The following is a 19114-nucleotide window of genomic DNA, read 5'->3' as shown; positions in this document are numbered from 1 at the left end:
GCCGCCGCCCGGGACCCCGCGCGCCAGTCGGAAGGTCAGCAGGTGTGGAGGCCGGCTCACGCGCCGGACGAGGTGATCTGCACGTCGTCGATCGCGGCCTCGACCAGGCTCGCCGTTCCGGCGTCCGTCGCCTCGACGAGGATCCGGACGCTCTGCCCGGCGAAGGCGGACAGGTCGGCGGTGAGCGTCTTCCAGGCGCCGTCAAGGTCGGTGGCGGCGGCGCCGGTCCGCTCCAGCACGGTGGTCGTCGAGGTGGATCCGGCCACCTTGACGCGCAGGTAGTCGTCGGGGCCGGAGTTGTCGCGGTGCGCGAACGTGTGCGACAGCTTCAGCGTGGACGGGCCGGACGGCAACGTGATCGCCGGGGAGCGGACGCTCGTGACGCCGCCGTCCACGTCGTTCGCACCCGGGCCGGACCCGGCCAGCCGGCCGGTGACCAGCGCGTTGACGCCGCTGACCGTGCTGCCGAGCTGCTTGACGCCCGACTCCTCGGTCTGCTCGGGGTCACCGCGCTCCCACCGGCCGGCGGTGGCGGTGTCGCCGCCCGCGGGGTTCACGGTCCAGCCCCGGTCGGACTCGAAGTCGTCGGAGAAGACGGTCGTGCCGCCCCCGCCGCCGACGGCGAGCTGGACGGCCGCCGTCCTGGTGAGCGAGCCGGACGTGCCGGTCACGGTCAGGGCGTGGGTGCCGGTCGGCGTGTCGGCGGCCGCCGACACGGTGAGCGTGGCGTCGGCCGTCCCGCCGGAGCCGACCGTCACCGAGGCCGGGGAGATCGTCGCGGTGACGCCCGAGGGCTGGCCCGAGACGGTGAGCCGGGTCGTGCCGGCGAAGCCGTTCTGGCTCGCCACCCGCACGGTGGAGGTGGCCGAGGCGCCGGGGGCGACGCTCAGCGAGGAGGGCTGGGCGCTCATCGCGAAGTCCGGCGCCGTCGAGCCCGCCTTGTGGCAGGTGGCCGTGCCGCTGTCGGTGAACGTGCGGCCGGCGATCGGCACGAAGTCGAACCGGTAGCCGGTGCTGGACAGGGTCAGCTTGAGCACGCCGTGCGTGTTGGCGTTCTTGGCCTGGAGGTTGGCGGGGTTGCTGGAGCTGAGCGAGTAGAAGCTGCGGCCGCCCGTGCCGACGAGGATCTCCCTGATGCCGTTCGGGTCGGCGTTGCCCTGGTGGTCCTGGAGGGCCCAGCGCTGTAGTTGTGGTCGTGGCCGGCCAGCATCAGGTCGGCCTTGTTGTCGTAGAGGGCCTTCCACAGCGGCCTGGTGTTCGTGGCCGCGCCGTGCTCGCCGACGTTGTAGAGCGGGTGGTGCAGGTAGGCGGCCGTGCACGGCTTGGTGTTGGCGGCGAGGTCCTGGCGCAGCCACTTCTCCTGGTCCGACCCGGCGCTCATGGAGATGTTGCTGTTGAGGGCGACGAAGTGCCAGTCGCCGATGTCCCAGCTGTAGTAGCCCTTGCCGCGCGTGCCGGCGCGGGCGCCGAAGTAGTCGAAGTATCCCGAGGCGCCGGAGGTCCTGTACTCGTGGTTGCCCGGCGTGGGATAGGTCTTGTCGAAGAAGGCGCCCCAGGTCTGCTTGTAGGGGCCGTTGTACTCGCTGAGTTTGCCGCTCTCGTAGGCGTTGTCGCCGGTGGTGAACACGGCGGCCGGTTTGATGGCGCCGGTGATGAGCTTCGCGGTGTCGGCGCAGGCGCTGCCGCAGATGTCTCCCGCTCCGGCCACCACGACCTCGGCCGCCTCCAGGGGCCGCGTGCCGGCCTGGTAGCCGTCGACGGCGTACGCGCTGGACGGGTCGCTGAAGTGCGGGCGCACGGTGACGCAGTCGCCACGCAGGGCCCGGGTGGTGAAGACCCTGTCCCGCCAGGCGTCCCCGGTGAAGCGGAAGGCGCCGCCCGCCGAGCCGGTGACGGTCAGGCTGTCCTTGCCGCGCAGGTCCAGCCGGGTGAAGCGCAGGCGCAGCCATTCGGCGTCGGGACCGCACACCTCGCGGGGCGCGGCGCCGGCGGCGGATCCGGACACGGTGACGGCGGCCGTGCCGGCGCCGCTCTCGGCGAGCTGCGGCACTGCCGCGGCGGCCGCCGGCACCTGCGCCGCCATCGGAGCCGGGGCCGCCTGGGCCTGGACGGGGTGGGAGGGGGATGCCTGGGCCTGGGCCGGTGCCGCGCCGAGCGCGGCCAGCATCGCCAGGCCCGCCGTACCGGACACTATCCGGCGGCGTTCATGGTGCAGGATCACGGACGGTGTTCCTCTCGAGTGGGGTTCGGGTGGATGTCTCCGTGGGCCCCACGGTGATCGGAGAGTTACCCGCCGCCCGCACGCAGTCAATGGCGGTGTCGGACGGGCTGACAGCATTCAGTGAATGGCGGGGCGGCGCGCGGGCAGGTCAGCCGGAGTCATGCCTGACCGGCGCGTCGGCCAACACGTGCCGTTCCGCGAATTGCCGCCGTGACGCCACCCGTCGCGGGCACGATCGGCGGCACCCGCGGGCGCTTCCTGGAGCCTGACCGTGTGAGCGGCGGCCGTCAGGCGTTCCGCTCCAGCCAGGCCACGATGTGCTCGACGTAGCTGTCGACATACCTCAGCGGCTTGCCGCCGAGTTCGAGGACCGCCACCAGGTGGTCCACGCCGAAGGTCCGCTCCCAGACGCGGGCGCGCCGGTAGGTCTCGCGATCGACGGCCCGGCGGAGGTTGTCCCAGCCGTGCCACGCCATGAAGGCGGCGTCGATCGCGGGATCGAACAGGTGGGCCCGGTCCCAGTCGAGGACGCCGACCAGCCTGCCGTCATCGCCCCAGTGGACGTTGTTCCCGACGAGATCGCCGTGGACGAGCGTGTCGGGGGCCGGCTCCAGGGCCATCGCCTCGTCCAGGCGCCGCCGGCCCTCGCCGCGCCACCTCTCGGGGAGCCGCGGGACGACCTCCTCGGCCAGGATCGTCGCCCAGTTGTCGCGGCCGTCGTGCTCGCGCGGTGCGGGCAGCAGGGCGCGCAGCTCCGGAGTGACGGGGAACTCCCGTAGAGCCCTGAGCAGCGCGCCGGTCCGCGCGGGATCGCCCACGCCCTCGGGGAGCCCGGAGCCGTCGATCCACGACACGGCGACGGCCGCCCGCTCCTCGAACCTGGTCACCGGGGTCAGCGGCTCGGGAACGGCGAAGGGAAGCCCGGCGGCGGCGATCAGACGCAGCAGTTCGGTACGGCGCGGCAGGGCCTCGGCTCCGGACGGGCGCCGGCTGACGCGCACGGCCGCGACACCGGGAAGCAGGACGACGTCGTGGATCCCGCCCCGGACGAACCGCGCCGCGTCGAGGGAGGCCCCCGGCACGAGCGCGTCGGCTATCGCCAGCAGGTCGGCGGGCACACGGGCATTCATCCGTCGGCTGCTCCTGGTCGTGGTGACGCTGACGATCCTGGCACTGACATTCTCGCGGACCGCTGTTTCAGCGGACAGCGAGTGCGCTGACAGCGCGGTCCAGAAGGCTCTGAACCGTCAACAGAGATCCCCTCACGTATCGGAACAGCGCTGTGAACACGAAGATCCGGGCCGGCGTCCTGGCCCTCGGCGTCGCCATGACCACCGCCGGCACGGACCAGGCGACGGAGGTGGCCCTCGGCAAGTCCTTCGACGTGCTGATCCACCTGCACGAGGTCGAAGCCGCCGAGATCCTGCCGTGACGCGCGAGAACCGGACGACGGCGGCCAGGCGACCGGCGTCGTCCGGTTCGAGGTGCAAGTCTGCGAGTGCGTCCTTACGGGCGCGGGTCGAAGGTCCACACGGCGCGGGCGCCGGGGCCGACGGCGAGGGTCGAGCGGCCGATCCGCTCCTCGGTCATGTACGCCACGGACTTGTTGAGCACGAAGTCGACCTGCTTCAGGCCGGCCTGCTCGCGCGCGACGGAGTCGAGCTGGATCCGGGTGCCACCGCCCGTCGCGACGACGCCGCCGTTCGCGAGGGACTTGACGGTGAATCCGCCGGTACGCAGCAGCGGAACCATGGTGGCGAGGTCGCGGGCGGGGACGCCGATGCGGATGGCGGTGATGTCGCGCATCAGGCGGTCGCGGTAGTCGTCGGGAAGGTAGCGCTCGCGGCCGACGTCACCGGGGAAGCTCTCCGGCTCGGTGTTGCTGCGCGGGTCGGCGAAGTACTCCGGCAGGTACTCCATCGCCCAGGGGTCGAACGCCTCGTACTGGTCGCTGAAGGTGCGGATGGTGTCGAACCACGGCACCTTGACGCCGTCGCCGAAGTCACGCGTCTGGCGGTACGGGACCGGGGTGATCCCGGATGCCTTCAGCCGCTCGGTGACCGTGGCGAGGTCGCCGGCGCGCTCGGCCGAGACCGCCAGGCCGGCGGAGCCGAACTCGGCGTCCTGGCCGGGCAGGTCGCCCTCGCTGAACAGCTCGATGTAGGTCTCCCGGCCCTTCAGGTAGCGCCCCTTCCAGGAGAACCCGCCGCCGGTCGTGGTGCGCACCTCGAAGTTGGCGAACTTCTTCAGGTACTCGGAGTTCTCGACCGCGTCGGCGGTCTCCTTGTCCACGACGCTGTAGGCGTGGTTGTAGAAGAGCAGCTGACGGTCGGTCGACGGCTGGGTCTCGTCGGCCACCGAAGCGCTCGCGCCTCCGGCGACCGCCCCGGTCAGCGCGACGGTGAAGGCCGCGGTGAGGACGGTGATCGTCCGTAAGGTTCGGTTTATCAGCATGTGCGCGATCTTAGGCCGGTAAGATCAATTCCACTGGGGATTTGACAATCTCCTAACATCGCGATCGAAACGGCGCAGGAACCCGTCGTCGAGGATGAGGAACCGGGTGATGCCCCGCACCCGATCGCCGGCAAGGGTGAGCACGATCACCCCCGCGGGTTCACCGGCGAGGCGGCAGGTGAAGGCGGGCTGCCCGTTGGCCCGCGTGGGGTCCAGCAGCGGGCGGCGGCCCGCGCTCCACGCCGCGCTCGCCCGCAGGAACGAGGCGATCGCCGCCACGCCGTGGTACTCATGCGGCGCGGGAGGCATGGCCAGCCACGCGTCGTCGGTGAGCAGGGTGACCAGCGTGTCGATGTCGTCGGCGGTGAAGGCGTCGGCGAAGCGGCGGACCAGGTCGCGCTCCTGCGCGGATTCCGGTTCGGGGGCGTCGGCGTGCTGCCCGCCGCCCGAGCTTTCGGCGCGGTGCCGTACGAGCGAGGCGCGGGCCCGTTGCAGCAGCCCCTTGACGGCGGTCGGCGTGGCGCCGAGCATCGGCGCGGCCTCGCCGAGCGGGTAGCCGAGCACGTCGCAGAGCACCAGGACGGCGGCCTGGCGCGGCGGGAGCCGCTGGAGCGCGGCGACGAACGCCAGCTCGACCGCTTCCCGCGCCGTGTAGCGCGCCTCGGGGCCGGGTTCCGCGTCGGGCACGAGCAGCGTGTCGGGGTACGGCTGCAGCCACGGCACGTCGCCGTGGCGGCTCGGCGGCGGCGGCTGGAACGGCGGCTTCGGCTCCGGCGGGACGCGGCGGCCGCGGTCGCGCAGCGCGTTGAGGCAGCGGTTGGTGGCGATGCGGTACAGCCACGACCGCAACGACGCCCGGCCCTCGAAGCCGTCCAGGCCGCGCCAGGCCGCCAGGAGCGTCTCCTGCAGGACGTCCTCGGCGTCGGTCAGCGACCCCAGGAGGCGGTAGCAGTGCAGCAGCAGCTCCCGCCGGTACGCCGCGACCTGCGCCTCGAACGCGATTTCCGCCACGACCGTTCCGTTCCGCGCGCTTCCGGTGTCGTAACAGGCGACACCGGAAGGAGACATCATGAGCGACTCAGCATTGCAGATCGCGTTGGCCCACCACCGCGCGTGGACCGGCAAGGACCTCGACCTGGCGATGAGCTACATCGCCGACGACGTCGTGTGCGACGCCCCGGCGGGGCGGCTCACGGGAGTCCGGGCGTACCGGGAGTTCCTGGGGCCGTTCGCCGAGCAGCTGCTCATCAGGGCGGAGATGATCGCCGCGTTCGGAGACGACGACACGGCCCTGATCATGTACGACGCCGAGACGATCCCGGCCAGGAGCGCGCCGGCCGCCGAGTGCGTCACGGTCCGCGACGGGAAGATCGTCTACAACAGGTTCATCTTCGACCGGACCCCGTTCGCGGAGTTCAGCCGCCGCCAGGAGCAGGCCCGGCGGTGAGGCGACCGCCGCCCGGGCTCGGCATCGGGTCCGGGCGGCGTCCGGGCGAGGGGGCAGCCGAGGCCGTGGTGCGCCGGGTCCACGGTCAGGACGGCCACCGCCGGCGTGAAGAACGAGGTCCACGGCCCGTCGCCCGGTCAGGCGGGCTCGGCGGCGTTCGGCTGCCCGGACTCGGTCGCGGCCAGGCATGGCAGTCCGGCCGATCGGTAGAGCACGACGATCAGAATCACGGTGGCCGTCAGGCAGGCGACCCCTGCGACGGCCCCCAGCCCGGCGTACCCGTGGACGGCCAGTGCCCCGAGCGCGCCCATGCCGGTCACGGCCCAGCGCAGCACGTCGAGGAGGGCGGCCCTGGAGGTCTCGCCGGCGGGACGGACCCGACGGATGACGGCGTCGGCGATCCCCCAGACGGCGATCAGGGCGCCGGCCGTGCACGTGAGGCCGACCACGTCCCCGACGAACTCCGGAACGGATCCCATGAGGGATGTGACCACGGCGGCGAGCGAGACGCAGACCATGGCGACGGCGGCGGACTCGGCCCGGTCGAACGGGTCGCCGGCGGCGCGCCGCAGCTGGGACAGACCGGCCACGCACAGACCCCACCCGGCGGGATCGACCAGCAGGTCGAAGCCGTTGACCTTGAAGCTGCCGAACGTGATGACGAAGCCGGTGGCGATCTCGGCGACGGGGCGCATGCGGGACAACCTTCCGAGGGTGGGTCAGAACAGGTCCGGGCTCATGGCGTCGTTGCAGACCTTGCCGGCGAGTCCGCGCTGCCAGGCGATCGGGACGCTCCTGCCGTCCACCGTCAGCTGCCCCGACTTCCAGATCACCTCCGACGAACCCGGGCCCATCCAGGTCGTGTACGTGAAGCGCACCGGCTGGGGCTCGCGCGGCACCGCCGCGCAGTCGGTGATGACGACCCGTCTCGTCCACACCTGCAGGTCGCCCCCGTTCACGGTGACGGCGTCGGGCTCGTCCGGCGTGTCGCCGGCGGGCAGCAGGCGCAGGCCCGGCACTTCGGCGGACAGGCCGGTCACGGTGAAGGGGAGGAATCCTTCGTTCTCAAGCTCGATGGACAGCGGAGTGGACAGGACGCCATTCTCGTCCACCTGCGCGCTGAGGAAGAAGTCGTCGAGACTCCACCGGATTTGTGGGGATATCACGCCGGATGTCGATAAAGCTGGCGCGACGAGAACGAATGCCAGAAAAACGGCCACCGCCCTGCGTAGTCGCCTCCGCTGGTGCGGCCAGCCGACGACACCAAATTGCCCCCATATTTCATCCGAACTCACGATATAGGACCATATATGGTGGCAGTTTGTGACGACAGGCCAGATGATGTCTTGGGTGGCGGCAGTTCTCGCTGTGCTGGCGGCCGCCGTGCCGGTGACGCGGGAACGGCTCACCCGATTCGCCGCCATGACCGGCCTTTCCGTCACGGAGACGAACGCCGGACAGGTCGTCTCCCATTTCACCGGTTCACGTCGGTGGCGGCTGGCGGCCGTCGTCGCCGCGGTTCCCCTGGCCGGCCTCACCCAGGACGTGTTCTACCTGGTCGTGGGCTGGTGCGCGGTCGACGTCCTGCGCGGTTCACGGCGACCGGCGGGGACGTCCCAGGTCAACGACGACGCGGCAGCCTACCGGGCGGCCTGGCTGCTCGCTCTGACCGGCGCCGTCGCGGCGAGCGGCTTTCTGCTGATATCCCAGGGTCCCACTCCGGCGCGTTACGTCCATGCCGCCGTCCTGATTCTCGTGGCGGCAGCCGTGTCGTACGCTTCCCGGAGATCAAGCGTCATACCCGCGTCCGAGCCGGCGGACGACGCCGGCCGGGCCGAACCCGCCATCGGCCGCTGGTCGGCGCGTAACCGCTATCTCGCGGGAAGCGCGATCGTGTTGTCCGGCGCGTTTCTCGCTCCCTGGCAATCGCCGCGGAGTGAACTCCCCGAATACTCGTTGCCGGCGACTTCCTCCCCGGAACCTGCCGCGATCACGAAATTCGACGGGTACAAAGGGCCCACCTGCCCGTGGTTCGACGAGATCGACGATCCCTGCCGGTGGTGGTCGGTGAACGGGCAACCGTTCCCGCAGGCCGCTCCGTACGTCGTCGGCAGGAACGGAGCGCCCCGGCGGGCGCCGTTCACGCGCAGCCCCGACAAGAACGCCGTCGTGTACCTGGACAGGCTGAGCCGCCGCATGGTGCACCAGGACGCCGCGGGCGTCCACCCCCTCACCGGCCGCCTCGCCGACACCGCCGTGCCCACGCCCACGTTCGCCGGGCAGAGCAGGTACGTCGCCCTGGCCAAGGACGACGCCCAGGTCACCGACACGACGACCTGGACCACGGTGTCGATCCCCGGCGCCCGGAAGGTCCATGACCTCAACCTCCGCGGCGTCGTCGTCACGACAGCCTCCGAACTGCTCGTGCTGGACCACCGGGGACAGAAGCGGATCAGCCTTCCCCTCGCCCGCGTCCAGGACTCCTCCGACGACACGTACCACCTGCGCCCGGACGGACGTCGCCTCGTGGCCGTCCACGTCTACGAGGGGAGCGTCGAGACCTACGACTCGGAGACCGGAGAGCGGCTGTCCCGGGTGCGGCCCGCGTTCCGGGGCGGCGACGACCTGGACGCCGGCCTCGGCTGGTCGGAACGGGGCGCCTTCCGCGTCCGCGGTTCGCCGAGCGACCGCGTCTACAACGTCGACCTGGCGACGGGGAAGCTCTGGAGGGGAGAGCGGCCGTGACCGGGCGGAGCGGTGACTACTGGCAGGGATTGGTGGAGGCGTCCACCGTCTTGTCCTTCAGTGAGTCGGGGATCACCGAGGCCACGCGCACTCCCGGCCAGTCCGCGCCGATCACGAGCTGGACGATCGGTCCCGACGCCTTGCCGGTCGGCGTGGCGGCCGGCGTCGAGGTCTGGAACCGTTCCGTGGTGGCGGGCTTCACCTTGCCCGCGACGGGGGTGCGCTTGTCCTTGCTGAGCCGGGCCGCGACCACGTCGGCGTAGGCGGCGCCCTCCTGCTGGCGTTTGGCGTAGCGGATCGAGGTGACGGCCGTCTCCGGGGCGTTGCCGGTCTCGGTCACCACGAACCCCTGGGCGGCCAGTTCGTCGGCGGCCTTCTTGGCCAGCCCGCCCTTGCCGGATCCGTTGAGCACCTGGACGCGGACCTTGTCGCGGGGGATCTCGGCCTGCGGGGCGGCGGAGGCCGACGGACCCGGCGAGGTGGCGGGCTGGCTGACCTCGACGTCGCTGCGCAGCCGCTCGAAGAAGTCGTCGGCCGCGGGCTGGGCGAGCTGGACGCGGTTCTTGTCGGCGACGTACGCCTGGACCGGGACCGTGATCCCCTTCAGCTGCCCGGCCGACATGCCCTTCACGCTGCGGGCGATCTCCAGCATGCGGGTCAGCGACAACTCGTCGTCCACGGTGACGGCGGCGATGGCGGCCTGGAGGAAGGCGTTCAGCCGGCCGGGGTCGGTGAGCATGCCGCCGTCGGTGACCTTCTTCATCACCTGCGTGAGGAAGATCTGCTGGCGTTTGATGCGGGACAGGTCACTGCCGTCGCCCATCGAGTAGCGGGCCCGCACGTAGCCGAGCGCCTGCTCGCCGTTGACCACGTGCTTCCCGGCGGACAGCACCAGCTTCGCCTTGGGGTCGTTGACGGCCTTGGGCAGGCAGATCGAGATGCCCTGGAGCGCGTCGATGATGCCTTTGAAGCCTGTGAAGTCCACCTTGACGAAGTGATCCAGCCGCAGTTTGGTGAGCGACTCGACGGTCCGCATCGCGCACACCACGCCGCCGTCGTTGAAGGCGGAGTTGATCTGCCGCAGCCCCGATGCCAGAGGGGTGCCGTTCCTGCTCGTGCAGGACGGGATGACCACCATGAGGTCGCGCGGGAAGCTGACCAGGGTCACCTTGTCCCGGTCCGGCGACATGTGCAGCAGCATGAGCGTGTCGCTGCGTTCGCCCAGGCCATGCGAGGTGGCCCCGTACTTCTGGTTGTTGCCGTCACGCGAGTCCGACCCGAGCAGGAGCACGTTCAGCGCGCCCGTCTCGGGAGGCCGCTGGTTGCCGAGGGCGGGCACGACGCTTTCGCGCTTCAGCCCGCTTTCGAGGTTGCGGTAGTACGCGTAGCCGCCCAGGAGGGCCACGACGAGCACGGCAGCCAGGGCACTGGCGGCCCAGTAGCCCCAATGGGGGCGCGCGGCTCCCCGCCGGGGAGTGCCGGCCGCGACGGCCGGTGTGCGGCGAACGCCTCGCATACCCATAGATGCCCCGTTTATCCGCACAGCATGAAGATCGCGAACACGGTAGCAAAGCGGACGGGCGCCGGACAGGTGGTCGAGCTTCTTCGGTCGGCTCAGAGGTGCGCCTGTCTGGTCAGAGGTGCGCGAGTCTGGTCAGAGGTCCGCGAGGAAGGCGAGCGCTGCCGACCAGGCGCGCTCGGCGGACTCGCGGTCGTGGTCGGGCAGGCCCGGGTCCGTGAACAGGTGACCCACGCCCGGGTACCGGAACACCTCCACGTCCGCCCCGGCCCGGCGCATCAGCAGGTACCACGCGTTCTGCCAGTCGACCGGCTCGTACGTGTCGGGGTCGGCGACGTGGAGCTGGACGGGCAGGTCGTCCAGGTACGCCCCTTCGGGCAGGTCGGACGTGCCGTGCATCAGCAGCAGACCCCGGGCGTTCTCGTCGGCCAGGGCGAGGTTCTGCGCGAGCGCGCCGCCGAGGGAGAACCCCGCGTAGACCACGCCCTGCCCGGACAGGGGAGCCGCCGTGGCGACGGCCCGCTTCAGCAGCTCGTCCCGGCCGAGCTCCTCCTTGATCGCGATGGCGTCCTCGGGCGTGCCGACGACGCGTCCGTCGTACAGGTCGGGGACGCGCACCTCGTGGCCGGCCGCGCGCAGCCGCTCGGCGGCCTCATGGACGGCGGGCCGCAGGCCGTACTGCGAGTGCAGGAGCAGGATCCGTGCCATGGGCCCCAGTTTAGAAGGGGCGCCTCTGTCACTCCTGTACCGCACAATGTCCTGATGATCCGTCCACGCTTATCCGCCCTGTCCCTGGTCCTGCTCCTGATACCGGTCGCCGGTTGCGCGTCCGTGGACCTCGGGATCTTCGGCAGGACCAGCTACACGATGTACAGCGAGGCCATGGAGCCGACGATCAAAAACGGCGCCCACATGTCGGTGCGGCGGGTCGGCGACGGGTACGTCCCGCGCGTCGGCGACATCATCGTCTACCGCCAGCCGGAGGGCTGGTCCGAAGATCCTCCCGATCGGGACGCCCAGTATGTCTCACGGGTCATCGGCGTACCGGGCAGCACGGTGAAGTGCTGCGACGACCACGACCGGCTGGAGCTGGACGGCAAGGCGCTGGACGAGCCGTACATAGCGGAACTCCCGGCTTCCGCCCTGGACTTCGACGTGCAGGTGCCGCGGGACAGGATCTGGATCATGAGCGACAACCGGCATTCCGCCCGGGACTCCCGCATTCATCAGGACGCCCCCGGCGGCGGGACGATCAGCGTCTCGGACGTCGTCGGGGTGGTCGAGGATCCGCGGAAATCCTAGGCGCCGACCGGTTCCAGGAACTCCAGGCGGTTGCCGTGCGGGTCCTCGCTGTAGAAGCGGCGCATGCCGGGGAAGTCGTCGTCGAACGTGACCGGGTAGCCGGCCTCGCGGAGGCGGCCGGCCCACTCGTCCAGGCCGGAGACGAGCAGGCCGGGGTGGGCCTTGCGGGCCGGGCGGAAGTCGGTCTCGACGCCCAGGTGCAGCTCGATGCCGTGTCCGCGGAACCAGCAGCCGCCGCGTGCCGCCAGGGCCGGGGGCTTGGGGATCTCGGCCAGGCCGAGGACGCCCTGGTAGAAGTCGCGAAGGGCCTGCTCGCTCCCGGGCGGGCAGGCGAGCTGGACGTGGTGGAGCATCCCGTCTTCCTCTCGGTATCTTGATGTCAAGATACCGTGGATCCCTCCGAGCGGAGGGCGGTGGCCAGCTCGTCGGGTGTGAGGCGGCGGGAGGCGACGTAGTAGAGCACGGAGCCCGCCGGCAGCTCGGTCCGCCAGTCGGGGTTCACGAGCAGCTCGTCGCCGGTGCGGGCGGCGAGCAGCGTGGCGCCGCAGCGGCGGCCGAGCGAGAGCTGGCAGCGGTCCACCAGCACCGGTCCCAGCGACTCGGGCAGCCGCACCGAGTAGGTCTCGGCGTCGCCGTGGGTCATGAGTTGGGTGTACACCTCGGCGATGCCCGGGTCGCGCAGCTCCTCGGTGATCATGTACGGGCTGTGCCACTGGACGCAGCGCAGCGTGTCCCGGACGTACCGGAGCTGGCGGACCCGTGAGACGTCGCGCAGGGCCACGACGAGGTGCGCCCCGTGGGCCACGTGGTCGGCGGTGATCGCGACCGCCAGCGCCTCGTTGTCGTCACGGGCGTCGACGAGCACGCTGTGCGCCCGGTGGACGCCGGCGCGCAGCAGCACCTTGTCGTCGGTCAGGTCGCCGCGCACGAACGTCACCTCGCGCTCCGGCATCGGATGCGTCTGGACCTCGTCCCACGAGCAGAGCACGATGCGGCACGAGCCGTCGGCGGCCAGCTCGTCCACCATCTGCTCGGTACGGCCGGGCGTGTAGCCGAGCAGCACGATGTGACCGGACATGTCCACGGTGACGGCACCTCGCATCCTTCGTCCCTTGGCCCGTTCCAGGGCCGACGCGAACCTGGTGAAGACGGTCGTCAGCGTCGCGATGCCGCCCGCGATGACGTACGCGCCCACGACGTGCCCGGCGGCGGTCTCCGGGTACAGGTCGCCGTAGCCCACGGTCGAGGCGGTGACGACGAAGTACCACCAGTAGTTGCCCGGCGCCACGATCTCGCTGCCGGCCGGCTCCGCGAGCGTCATCAGCGGCCAGCTCGTCAGGAACACCAGCGTGAAGACGAGGACCGGGGTCCACCAGGTGTGGAGGAGGGCGAGCCGGGCCAGCAGACGGGCGAGGAAGATGGGCACGCTTGTCCTCCCGCCTGTCGCCCGCTGTTCTGCGGTCACCATAACTGGACAAACCCCACAAAGCAGCCCCTGGTGGCGCAGGAGCATCAGGCGTGCGCGGACTCCTCGGAGTCGTCCGGGTCCGCCGGGGGTGTGGCGGGGAAGGCGTAGAGGCGCAGGTACATGGGGCGGGCGCCGGGTGGGGCCTCGTCCCGGGAGTGGGTGTGCCTGAGCAGGAGCTCCATGTACGCCTCGAAGAACGCCTCGAACTCCTCGTCCGTCATCCAGCCGAGCCCACGTGACGCCTTCACGTGCTCCGGGTCGCGTTCGTACGCCCGAGGCAACCCCTCCAGGAGCCGCAGATCCTCCTCCAGGCCGAGGCGGTGGAACTCGGCCAGGATCGGGCGGTCCTCCGGAGCCAGCCGGTCGGGCGTGGGCAGGCGCATGTCGCGCGGTGCCGGGGCCTTGCGCCACCAGCGCTCCCTGCCGGTCGAGCGCTCCGGTATCTCCTCGATGAAGCCGTACTTCTCCAACTGGCGCAGGTGGTAGCTGGTGGTGCCGGTCTTCGCGCCGAGCAGCTCGCCGAGTGTGGTGGAGGTGGCCGGGCCGTGGACGCCCAGGTGGCGGAGCATGAGGCGGCGCATCGGGTGGGCCAGGGCCTTGAGCCGGGCCGGGTCGTCGAGCAGGAAGGACTCCGGGGGCGCGGCCTCATCCGTCATGAGGAGGAGTCTAGTACTGCAGAGGGATTTCTGCCGAGAACTGTTTGCCGAGATATCTCTGCAAAGTATTGTCGGCAGACATGAGACGCATGCTGGTGGCGGGACTTTCCGCCCTTCTGTGGTGCCTGCTCGCCGCGCCCGGGGCGTGGGCGGCGGCGGCCGTACGAGACGACGAACCCGTGCCCGCCGTACCCGGTGATCTGAAGGCGGCCGAGGTGACCTTCCGCGGCGACGGAGGGCTCGTCATGCACGGGACCGTCCTGTCGCCCGCCCGAGGCGGGGGCGCCCGCCCCGGGATCGTACTGATCCACGGAGCCGGCACGGGGACGCCCCGAACCAAGCTCATGGGCGAGGCCGTCGAGTTCGCCCGCAGAGGGCTGTCGGTGCTGGTCTACGACAAGCGGTCCGTCGGTTACTCCCTCTTCCAGCGCTCGTACGCGCAACTCGCGGGCGACGCGCTGGGAGCCGTGGCGACGCTGCGCGAGCAGCCGGGGGTCGACCCGGCGAAGGTGGGCGTCTGGGGGCTCAGCGAGGGCGGCTGGGTGGCGCCGATGGCCGCCGCCCGGTCACGCGACGTCGCGTTCGTCGTGCTCGTCGGCGCCAACAGCCAGCAGCCGCTGGTCCAGCAGGCGTGGGCCGTGCACGCCGGCCTGCGGGCCGCCGGGGTCTCGGGACGGCTGGTGGACCGCACGGAGCCCGACCTGTACCGGGTGCTGGCCGACGGCGAGCTGTTCCCCGAGCCGTACTACGACCCCGCTCCGACCATCGGCGCCGTCCGCCAGCCGGTGCTCGCCGTCTGGGGTGTCCACGACCTGCTGACGCCCGCCCGGGAGAGCAGCGCGGGCTTCGCCGAGGCGCTGCGGCGCGGCGGCAACGAGCACCTCACGGTCCGCTACTTCGCGGACGCCGACCACGCCGCCCACCGCACCCCCGACCGCGGCGTCACCCGGCTGCCCGAGCTGGCCCCCGGCTACGCGGACCTCGTCGGCTCCTGGGTGACGGACGTGACCTCCGGCCGCCCGCCCGCGAGCGGCACGTCCGGGCCGGAGCCGGTGCAGGCGTCCCCGACCCTTCCGGTGGAGCCGGTGGACTGGTGGGAGGCGGCCGACGTGCAGCTCGGAGCGCTGGTGGTGATGCTCGCCGGGTTCGCCGCGTACCCGCTGGCGGCCCTGGTGCGGCGGGTGCGCGGACGCTTCGCCCCTGCCGGCGCCGGCGCTGTCGTCTCACGGCGGCCGGTGAGCGCCGCGGCGCGGCTGCTCAGCGCGGGCGGGCTGACCGTGGTGCTCGGGTCGTTCGGCTATGTCACGTACGTGGTGATGAAGGGCGGCAAGCTGGCCAGCCCGGGACCGCTCCTGGGGGGGCGGCCGGTGGTGTGGCTGGCGCTCCAGGCGCTGGCGGTGGCCTGCGTGGTGGCCACCGCCGTCACCGGGCTGGCGTGGTGGCGGGGGCGCGCGGGTGTCGCGGTGGGCGAGCGGGTGCGGCTGGCCGCGCTGCTGGCCGGGGGACTGGTGCTCGTGCCGTGGGGGCTGTACTGGGGGCTGCTGCTGCCCGGAATGTGATCTTCCGGGGTGGATGACGTTGTGTCGGTGGCTGCTGCTACACAGGGGTCATGGGTGTGAGTGTCGAAGAGTTCCTCGATCTGGTGGAGAAGCTGCCCGAGGTGCGTATGGAGCGCATGGCGACCTGGGTCAGCTTCAAGGTGCGCGGCAAGGGGTTCGGCTACCTGTGGGAGGAGACCGAGACCGTCGGCGTCAAGGCCACCGTCGAGGAGCAGATCGCGCTCGTGGCCGAGCGGCCCGAGGTGTTCGAGCCGCAGTTCACCGCCGGGCGTTTCGGGTGGGTGGTGATCCGGCTCGACCGCATCGACTACGACGAGCTGTTCGAGCTGGTGGCCGAGGCGTGGTGCCTGACCGCCCCCAAGACCCTGGTGACGGCCTTCGAAACCGCCCACCACATCGGGGGATAATCTGGCATTAATGCTGACAACGAACATCCGGCTGCGCGAGTGGCGCGAGGATGACGCCCCGGCCGTGCTGGCCGCCTTCCAGGATTCCGACCTGTCCCGGCAGGCTCCCTGGCCGGTCGTCACGCTGCAGGACGCGCTCGGGTGGATCGCCTCGTGGGACGGGGTGGGGCACGCGTTCGCGGTGACGCTCGGGGGCCGCGTCGTCGGCAACGTGGCGGTGGCCCGCGTCGACGCCCACGCCAACGGCTGGGTCTCCTACTGGACGGTACGCGAGGCGCGCGGCCGCGGTGTCGCCCCGGCCGCGGTCGAGGAAGTGGCCCGGTGGGCGTTCCAGGAACGCGGGCTCTTCCGGCTGGAGCTGGGGCATCGCGTCGACAATCCGGCCTCGTGCCGGGTCGCCACCAAGGCGGGCTTCCTCGCCGAGGGGATCGAGCGCGGGAAGCTCGTCTATGACGGGGTCCGCTACGACGTCGAACGCCACGTCCGCCTGGCCACCGACTGACCCGCCGGCCGCCCCGACTCTTCCCGGTCGCTGCTCTCCCTCGCCTCCTCTCACGGTGCCCCTCCCGGTCTCCCCGTGACCCCCGGTCTCGCCGTGACGCCCCGTCTCGCCGCGGCTTCCGGTCTTGTCCTGACCCGCGCGATGGGGGCCTCGGAGGTGGCTGGCGGTGGTCGTGCGGGGGCGTCGGGGGAGGTGGCTGGCGGGTGGTCGTGGGGGTGATCTACCCTCGGAGGGGTGGACAGCGAGAGCCTGGCGGCCGCCGGTCTGCTGGCGGCCATGAGCCGGGCGGCGGCGAGTCTCGCCGAGTTACGTCACCCCTTCGTCCGCAGCGAGCCCTTCTCCTACTTCTTCCCCCCGGCCGGCGCCCGCGCGGGCACCGTGTTCACGCTGCCCGACGGCCGTGAGGTGAGCTTCGCCGTCTCCATCGTCGCCTCCGGCGGGGCGTTCCAGGTGGACGGCGCCGCCTCGGCCGAGGGGGAGGCGCTGCTCGACCTGCCGTCCCGCACGACTTCCGGCATCCGCGACGGCATCGCCCTTCTCGACGACTACGCGGCCGAGCTGGTCTCCTCCGCCGCACGCCTCATCGATCAGCTCCTGGAGGAGCTGGTGTGACAGCAGGATGATCCAACTGGACGTCATTGTCTGATTGTCAGACAATGACGGCTATGAAGACAGGACCTCTGGCCGTCGTGGGCGCCGCCGTGCTGTGGGGCACGGCCGGCACCGCGGGCCTGCTCGTCTCCGCCGACTCGGTCGCCCTGGCCGCCGCCCGCCTGGTCATCGGCGGCGCCGTCCTCGCGCTCGTCGCCGGCAAGGAGATACGCCGGGCGGTGAGCCCGGGCACGCTGCTCGCCGCCGCCGCGGTGGCCGCGTACCAGCTCTGCTTCTTCGCGGCGGTCGGCCGGACGGGCGTGGCGGTCGGCACGGTGGTGGCGATCGGCAGCGGGCCGGTGTTCACGGGGCTGCTGTCGTGGGCGCTGCACCGCGAGCGGCCGAGCGGACGCTGGGCGCTCGCGACCGCCGCCGCCATCGCCGGATGCGCCGCCCTCATCGTGGGCGGCGGCGAGGAGGCCGGCGGCCGGGGCGGGCAGATGGTGTCCGGGGTGCTGCTCGCGCTGCTGGGCGGCCTGATCTACGCCTTCTACGCGGTCTCCGCCGCCCGCGCCATCTCCAGGGGGGCGCCGTCCGACGGGGTGATGGGCGTGCTGTTCGGCGGCGCGGCCGTGATCATGCTGCCGGTGCTGCTCTGGCGCGGCGCGGGGTGGCTGGCCGAGCCGATGGCCGGGCTCGCCGTCCTCTATCTCGGGCTGGCCTCCACGGCGCTGTCCTATTTCCTGTACGGCAGGGGGCTGCGCACCACGCCGGTGGCCACGGCCTCCACGCTGGCGCTGGCCGAGCCCGCGGTCGCCGCCCTGCTCGGGCTCGTCGTGCTGGGCGAGCGGCTGGCTCCGGTGTCGTGGGCGGGACTCGCCCTGCTGGCGATCAGCCTGGTCGTCGTGGCCGTGCCCGACCGGCGCCCCCGGCCGAGCGGGCCCGAGCTCCCGTCCACGGCGGGCGACCCGGTCACCGGCGAGGTCCCGTCCACGCCGGGCGACCCCGTCGTGCCTGAGCCAGTCGCGTCCGGGAGAGTGCCCGGAAGCGTGTCCGGCAGGTCGGGGAACGGGCGGAAAGGAGGTTAGAGTCTGACCCGTGAGCCTGCCCCTCAGACCCGTCTCGGCCGTCGGCGCCCTGGCCGGTGAGCTGCGCCGCCGGGTGCTGTCCGGCGAGATCGCGCCGGGCACCCCGCTGCCCGAGCAGGAGATCGCCGCCAAGTACGGCGTGGCCAGGCCCACGGTGCGCGAGGCGCTGGCCGCGCTCGTCCACGAGGGCCTGCTGCGGCGCGAGCGCAACCGCAGCGCGTACGTCCCCGAGGTGACCCTCGACGACCTCGACGACCTCATGTACGTGCGCCGGCCGCTGGAGGATCTCATGGCCCAGGCCATGACCGGGCGGCGGGTGGCCGAGGCCGACGCGGCCCTGGCCCGGATGGACGCGCTGCCCCCCGAGGCGCCGTGGGCCGACACCGTGGCCGAGCACATGGCGCTGCACCAGGCGCTGATCACGGCCGTGGGCAGCCCGCGCCTCGACCGCCTGTACGGAACGCTCGCGGCGGAGACCCGGCTCGGGCTGGTCCGGCTGCGCGAGGTGTACGAGGACAGAGAGGTGCTGGTGCGCGAGCACCGGGAGCTGCTGGACGCGATCGCGGACGGCCCGGTGGAGGCGGTGCGGGCCGCGGTGGCGGCCCACCTCGGGCACACATGGGGCGGCTGAGCGCCAGCCCTTGCGGTACGCCCCTCCGACTCGCGAGAATCGCGGCCATGCACGGCAACCCGATGCCGGACTCCTACGTGTATGTCACGGAAGAGGGCGTGACCCGTCACTACGCCGACGGAAGCGTCGAGGCCCTCGCCTGGGAGGACGTCGTCGAGGTGCGCGTCGCCGCCGAGACGGACTCCGAGGTCCTCTACATCCTGCTCGACCGCGACGGTGAGGGCTGCGTGGTGCCGAGGTCGGCCACCGACTCGACGTTCCTCGCCCGCCTGCGCTACCTGCCGGACTTCGACCTGGACCGGCTCCAGCTCGCCGCCGAGTCGGCGCGGGACGGCGCCGTGGTCGTCTGGCGCAGCCCCGACCCGCCGTCCATGCTGCCCGACCTCGAATACGACTAGCGGTCTCACGAACACGGATTCCCGAGGACGACTAGGAGCTGTTTCTTAGATCTGCTGACGGCCTCTGTCTGGCTTGCCACTCTTGGCGTATGGGTCGTGGTGATCTGACGAATGCCGAGTGGGAGC

General features: G+C 71.8%; 23 protein-coding genes. 11 read left to right on the top strand and 12 right to left on the bottom strand.

Going from position 1 to position 19114, the window contains the following annotated elements:
- Positions 1-56: 56 nt before the first annotated feature.
- From AB0H81_RS04640 to AB0H81_RS04630, 3 genes are all read right to left on the bottom strand, one after another.
- Complete coding sequence (locus AB0H81_RS04640; protein ID WP_358369207.1) at positions 57-1037, bottom strand: hypothetical protein; 981 nt, start codon at positions 1035-1037, stop codon at positions 57-59.
- Positions 1025-2221 carry a metallophosphoesterase gene (locus AB0H81_RS04635; RefSeq protein WP_358369205.1) on the bottom strand — a complete coding sequence of 399 codons (1197 nt, stop codon included), beginning with the start codon at positions 2219-2221 and terminating at the stop codon, positions 1025-1027. Before AB0H81_RS04635 ends, AB0H81_RS04640 begins: the two co-directional genes overlap by 13 nt.
- A 287-nt stretch (positions 2222-2508) precedes the next feature.
- Complete coding sequence (locus AB0H81_RS04630; RefSeq protein ID WP_358369201.1) at positions 2509-3351, bottom strand: phosphotransferase; 843 nt, start codon at positions 3349-3351, stop codon at positions 2509-2511.
- Between the two features lie 152 nt (positions 3352-3503).
- On the opposite strand from AB0H81_RS04630, the gene AB0H81_RS04625 reads away from it, so the two are divergent.
- Positions 3504-3653, top strand: coding sequence for a hypothetical protein (locus AB0H81_RS04625; RefSeq protein ID WP_358369200.1), 150 nt, complete (start codon positions 3504-3506; stop codon positions 3651-3653).
- A gap of 74 nt (positions 3654-3727) precedes the next feature.
- Here AB0H81_RS04625 and AB0H81_RS04620 read toward each other — a convergent pair whose 3' ends face one another.
- Positions 3728-4675 carry a DUF5829 family protein gene (locus AB0H81_RS04620; protein ID WP_358369197.1) on the bottom strand — a complete coding sequence of 316 codons (948 nt, stop codon included), beginning with the start codon at positions 4673-4675 and terminating at the stop codon, positions 3728-3730.
- 24 nt (positions 4676-4699) lie between these two features.
- Positions 4700-5686, bottom strand: a complete 987-nt coding sequence (locus AB0H81_RS04615; protein ID WP_358369194.1) for an RNA polymerase subunit sigma-70 — start codon at positions 5684-5686, stop codon at positions 4700-4702.
- A 58-nt stretch (positions 5687-5744) separates the two neighbouring features.
- Between AB0H81_RS04615 and AB0H81_RS04610 the strand changes: the two genes are divergently transcribed.
- A complete protein-coding gene (locus tag AB0H81_RS04610) occupies positions 5745-6122 on the top strand; it encodes a nuclear transport factor 2 family protein (protein WP_358369192.1) in 378 nt (125 codons plus the stop codon).
- A gap of 137 nt (positions 6123-6259) precedes the next feature.
- Here AB0H81_RS04610 and AB0H81_RS04605 read toward each other — a convergent pair whose 3' ends face one another.
- Both AB0H81_RS04605 and AB0H81_RS04600 read right to left on the bottom strand, forming a co-directional pair.
- On the bottom strand, positions 6260-6817 hold the full coding sequence (locus AB0H81_RS04605) for a hypothetical protein (protein ID WP_358369190.1): 558 nt from the start codon (positions 6815-6817) through the stop codon (positions 6260-6262).
- A 24-nt stretch (positions 6818-6841) separates the two neighbouring features.
- Entirely contained in the window at positions 6842-7288 is a 447-nt protein-coding gene (locus AB0H81_RS04600; protein ID WP_358369189.1) for a hypothetical protein, read from the bottom strand.
- 184 nt (positions 7289-7472) lie between these two features.
- Between AB0H81_RS04600 and AB0H81_RS04595 the strand changes: the two genes are divergently transcribed.
- The gene (locus AB0H81_RS04595; RefSeq protein WP_358369186.1) at positions 7473-8867 is read left to right on the top strand and encodes a hypothetical protein; all 1395 of its coding nucleotides are present in this window, start codon (positions 7473-7475) and stop codon (positions 8865-8867) included.
- Between the two features lie 16 nt (positions 8868-8883).
- On the opposite strand, the gene AB0H81_RS04590 is transcribed toward AB0H81_RS04595, so the two are convergent.
- Together AB0H81_RS04590 and AB0H81_RS04585 are read right to left on the bottom strand one after the other, a co-directional pair.
- Complete coding sequence (locus AB0H81_RS04590) at positions 8884-10281, bottom strand: LCP family protein (protein ID WP_358369183.1); 1398 nt, start codon at positions 10279-10281, stop codon at positions 8884-8886.
- A 240-nt stretch (positions 10282-10521) separates the two neighbouring features.
- Complete coding sequence (locus tag AB0H81_RS04585; protein ID WP_358369180.1) at positions 10522-11094, bottom strand: dienelactone hydrolase family protein; 573 nt, start codon at positions 11092-11094, stop codon at positions 10522-10524.
- Positions 11095-11148: 54 nt separating this feature from the next.
- On the opposite strand from AB0H81_RS04585, the gene lepB reads away from it, so the two are divergent.
- Positions 11149-11688 (top strand): signal peptidase I, encoded by a 540-nt coding sequence (gene lepB / locus AB0H81_RS04580; protein ID WP_358369178.1) that lies wholly within the window; start codon positions 11149-11151, stop codon positions 11686-11688.
- Here lepB and AB0H81_RS04575 read toward each other — a convergent pair.
- The 3 genes from AB0H81_RS04575 to AB0H81_RS04565 all read right to left on the bottom strand — a co-directional run bounded on the left by AB0H81_RS04575 (position 11685) and on the right by AB0H81_RS04565 (position 13812).
- Positions 11685-12041 carry a VOC family protein gene (locus AB0H81_RS04575; RefSeq protein WP_358369175.1) on the bottom strand — a complete coding sequence of 119 codons (357 nt, stop codon included), beginning with the start codon at positions 12039-12041 and terminating at the stop codon, positions 11685-11687. The two genes, lepB and AB0H81_RS04575, sit on opposite strands and share 4 nt — an antisense overlap.
- 26 nt (positions 12042-12067) lie before the next feature.
- Positions 12068-13114 carry an ion channel gene (locus tag AB0H81_RS04570; protein WP_358369172.1) on the bottom strand — a complete coding sequence of 349 codons (1047 nt, stop codon included), beginning with the start codon at positions 13112-13114 and terminating at the stop codon, positions 12068-12070.
- A gap of 86 nt (positions 13115-13200) precedes the next feature.
- Positions 13201-13812, bottom strand: a complete 612-nt coding sequence (locus AB0H81_RS04565; protein ID WP_358369171.1) for a helix-turn-helix domain-containing protein — start codon at positions 13810-13812, stop codon at positions 13201-13203.
- Between the two features lie 80 nt (positions 13813-13892).
- Between AB0H81_RS04565 and AB0H81_RS04560 the strand changes: the two genes are divergently transcribed.
- The 7 genes from AB0H81_RS04560 to AB0H81_RS04530 all read left to right on the top strand — a co-directional run bounded on the left by AB0H81_RS04560 (position 13893) and on the right by AB0H81_RS04530 (position 18988).
- Positions 13893-15371, top strand: coding sequence for a prolyl oligopeptidase family serine peptidase (locus tag AB0H81_RS04560; protein ID WP_358369168.1), 1479 nt, complete (start codon positions 13893-13895; stop codon positions 15369-15371).
- Positions 15372-15421: 50 nt separating this feature from the next.
- Positions 15422-15778, top strand: coding sequence for an MmcQ/YjbR family DNA-binding protein (locus AB0H81_RS04555; RefSeq protein ID WP_358369165.1), 357 nt, complete (start codon positions 15422-15424; stop codon positions 15776-15778).
- 10 nt (positions 15779-15788) lie between these two features.
- Entirely contained in the window at positions 15789-16280 is a 492-nt protein-coding gene (locus AB0H81_RS04550) for a GNAT family protein (protein WP_358369163.1), read from the top strand.
- Positions 16281-16514: 234 nt separating this feature from the next.
- Positions 16515-16892: a hypothetical protein gene (locus tag AB0H81_RS04545; protein WP_358369160.1), complete on the top strand. Its 378-nt coding sequence runs from the start codon at positions 16515-16517 to the stop codon at positions 16890-16892.
- 53 nt (positions 16893-16945) lie between these two features.
- Positions 16946-17959 (top strand): EamA family transporter, encoded by a 1014-nt coding sequence (locus AB0H81_RS04540; protein ID WP_358369158.1) that lies wholly within the window; start codon positions 16946-16948, stop codon positions 17957-17959.
- A 10-nt stretch (positions 17960-17969) separates the two neighbouring features.
- Positions 17970-18590, top strand: coding sequence for a GntR family transcriptional regulator (locus tag AB0H81_RS04535; protein ID WP_358369155.1), 621 nt, complete (start codon positions 17970-17972; stop codon positions 18588-18590).
- A gap of 47 nt (positions 18591-18637) precedes the next feature.
- Complete coding sequence (locus tag AB0H81_RS04530) at positions 18638-18988, top strand: hypothetical protein (protein ID WP_358369152.1); 351 nt, start codon at positions 18638-18640, stop codon at positions 18986-18988.
- The last annotated feature ends 126 nt before the right edge of the window (positions 18989-19114 follow it).

It is taken from the genome of Nonomuraea sp. NPDC050691, from assembly GCF_040654455.1.
Classification (GTDB): Bacteria; Actinomycetota; Actinomycetes; order Streptosporangiales; family Streptosporangiaceae; genus Nonomuraea.
Note: the sequence above shows the minus strand (reverse complement) of the source record. Positions and strands in the feature narration are given on the sequence as shown.

Coding starts and splice junctions, on each gene's coding strand:
- AB0H81_RS04555 (WP_358369165.1), top strand. CDS start 15,422: ATGGGTGTGAGTGTCGAAGAGTTCCTCGATCTGGTGGAGAAGCTGCCC.
- AB0H81_RS04605 (WP_358369190.1), bottom strand. CDS start 6,817: ATGCGCCCCGTCGCCGAGATCGCCACCGGCTTCGTCATCACGTTCGGC.
- lepB (WP_358369178.1), top strand. CDS start 11,149: ATGATCCGTCCACGCTTATCCGCCCTGTCCCTGGTCCTGCTCCTGATA.
- AB0H81_RS04575 (WP_358369175.1), bottom strand. CDS start 12,041: ATGCTCCACCACGTCCAGCTCGCCTGCCCGCCCGGGAGCGAGCAGGCC.
- AB0H81_RS04610 (WP_358369192.1), top strand. CDS start 5,745: ATGAGCGACTCAGCATTGCAGATCGCGTTGGCCCACCACCGCGCGTGG.
- AB0H81_RS04550 (WP_358369163.1), top strand. CDS start 15,789: ATGCTGACAACGAACATCCGGCTGCGCGAGTGGCGCGAGGATGACGCC.
- AB0H81_RS04560 (WP_358369168.1), top strand. CDS start 13,893: ATGAGACGCATGCTGGTGGCGGGACTTTCCGCCCTTCTGTGGTGCCTG.
- AB0H81_RS04530 (WP_358369152.1), top strand. CDS start 18,638: ATGCACGGCAACCCGATGCCGGACTCCTACGTGTATGTCACGGAAGAG.
- AB0H81_RS04630 (WP_358369201.1), bottom strand. CDS start 3,351: ATGAATGCCCGTGTGCCCGCCGACCTGCTGGCGATAGCCGACGCGCTC.
- AB0H81_RS04620 (WP_358369197.1), bottom strand. CDS start 4,675: ATGCTGATAAACCGAACCTTACGGACGATCACCGTCCTCACCGCGGCC.
- AB0H81_RS04540 (WP_358369158.1), top strand. CDS start 16,946: ATGAAGACAGGACCTCTGGCCGTCGTGGGCGCCGCCGTGCTGTGGGGC.
- AB0H81_RS04585 (WP_358369180.1), bottom strand. CDS start 11,094: ATGGCACGGATCCTGCTCCTGCACTCGCAGTACGGCCTGCGGCCCGCC.
- AB0H81_RS04565 (WP_358369171.1), bottom strand. CDS start 13,812: ATGACGGATGAGGCCGCGCCCCCGGAGTCCTTCCTGCTCGACGACCCG.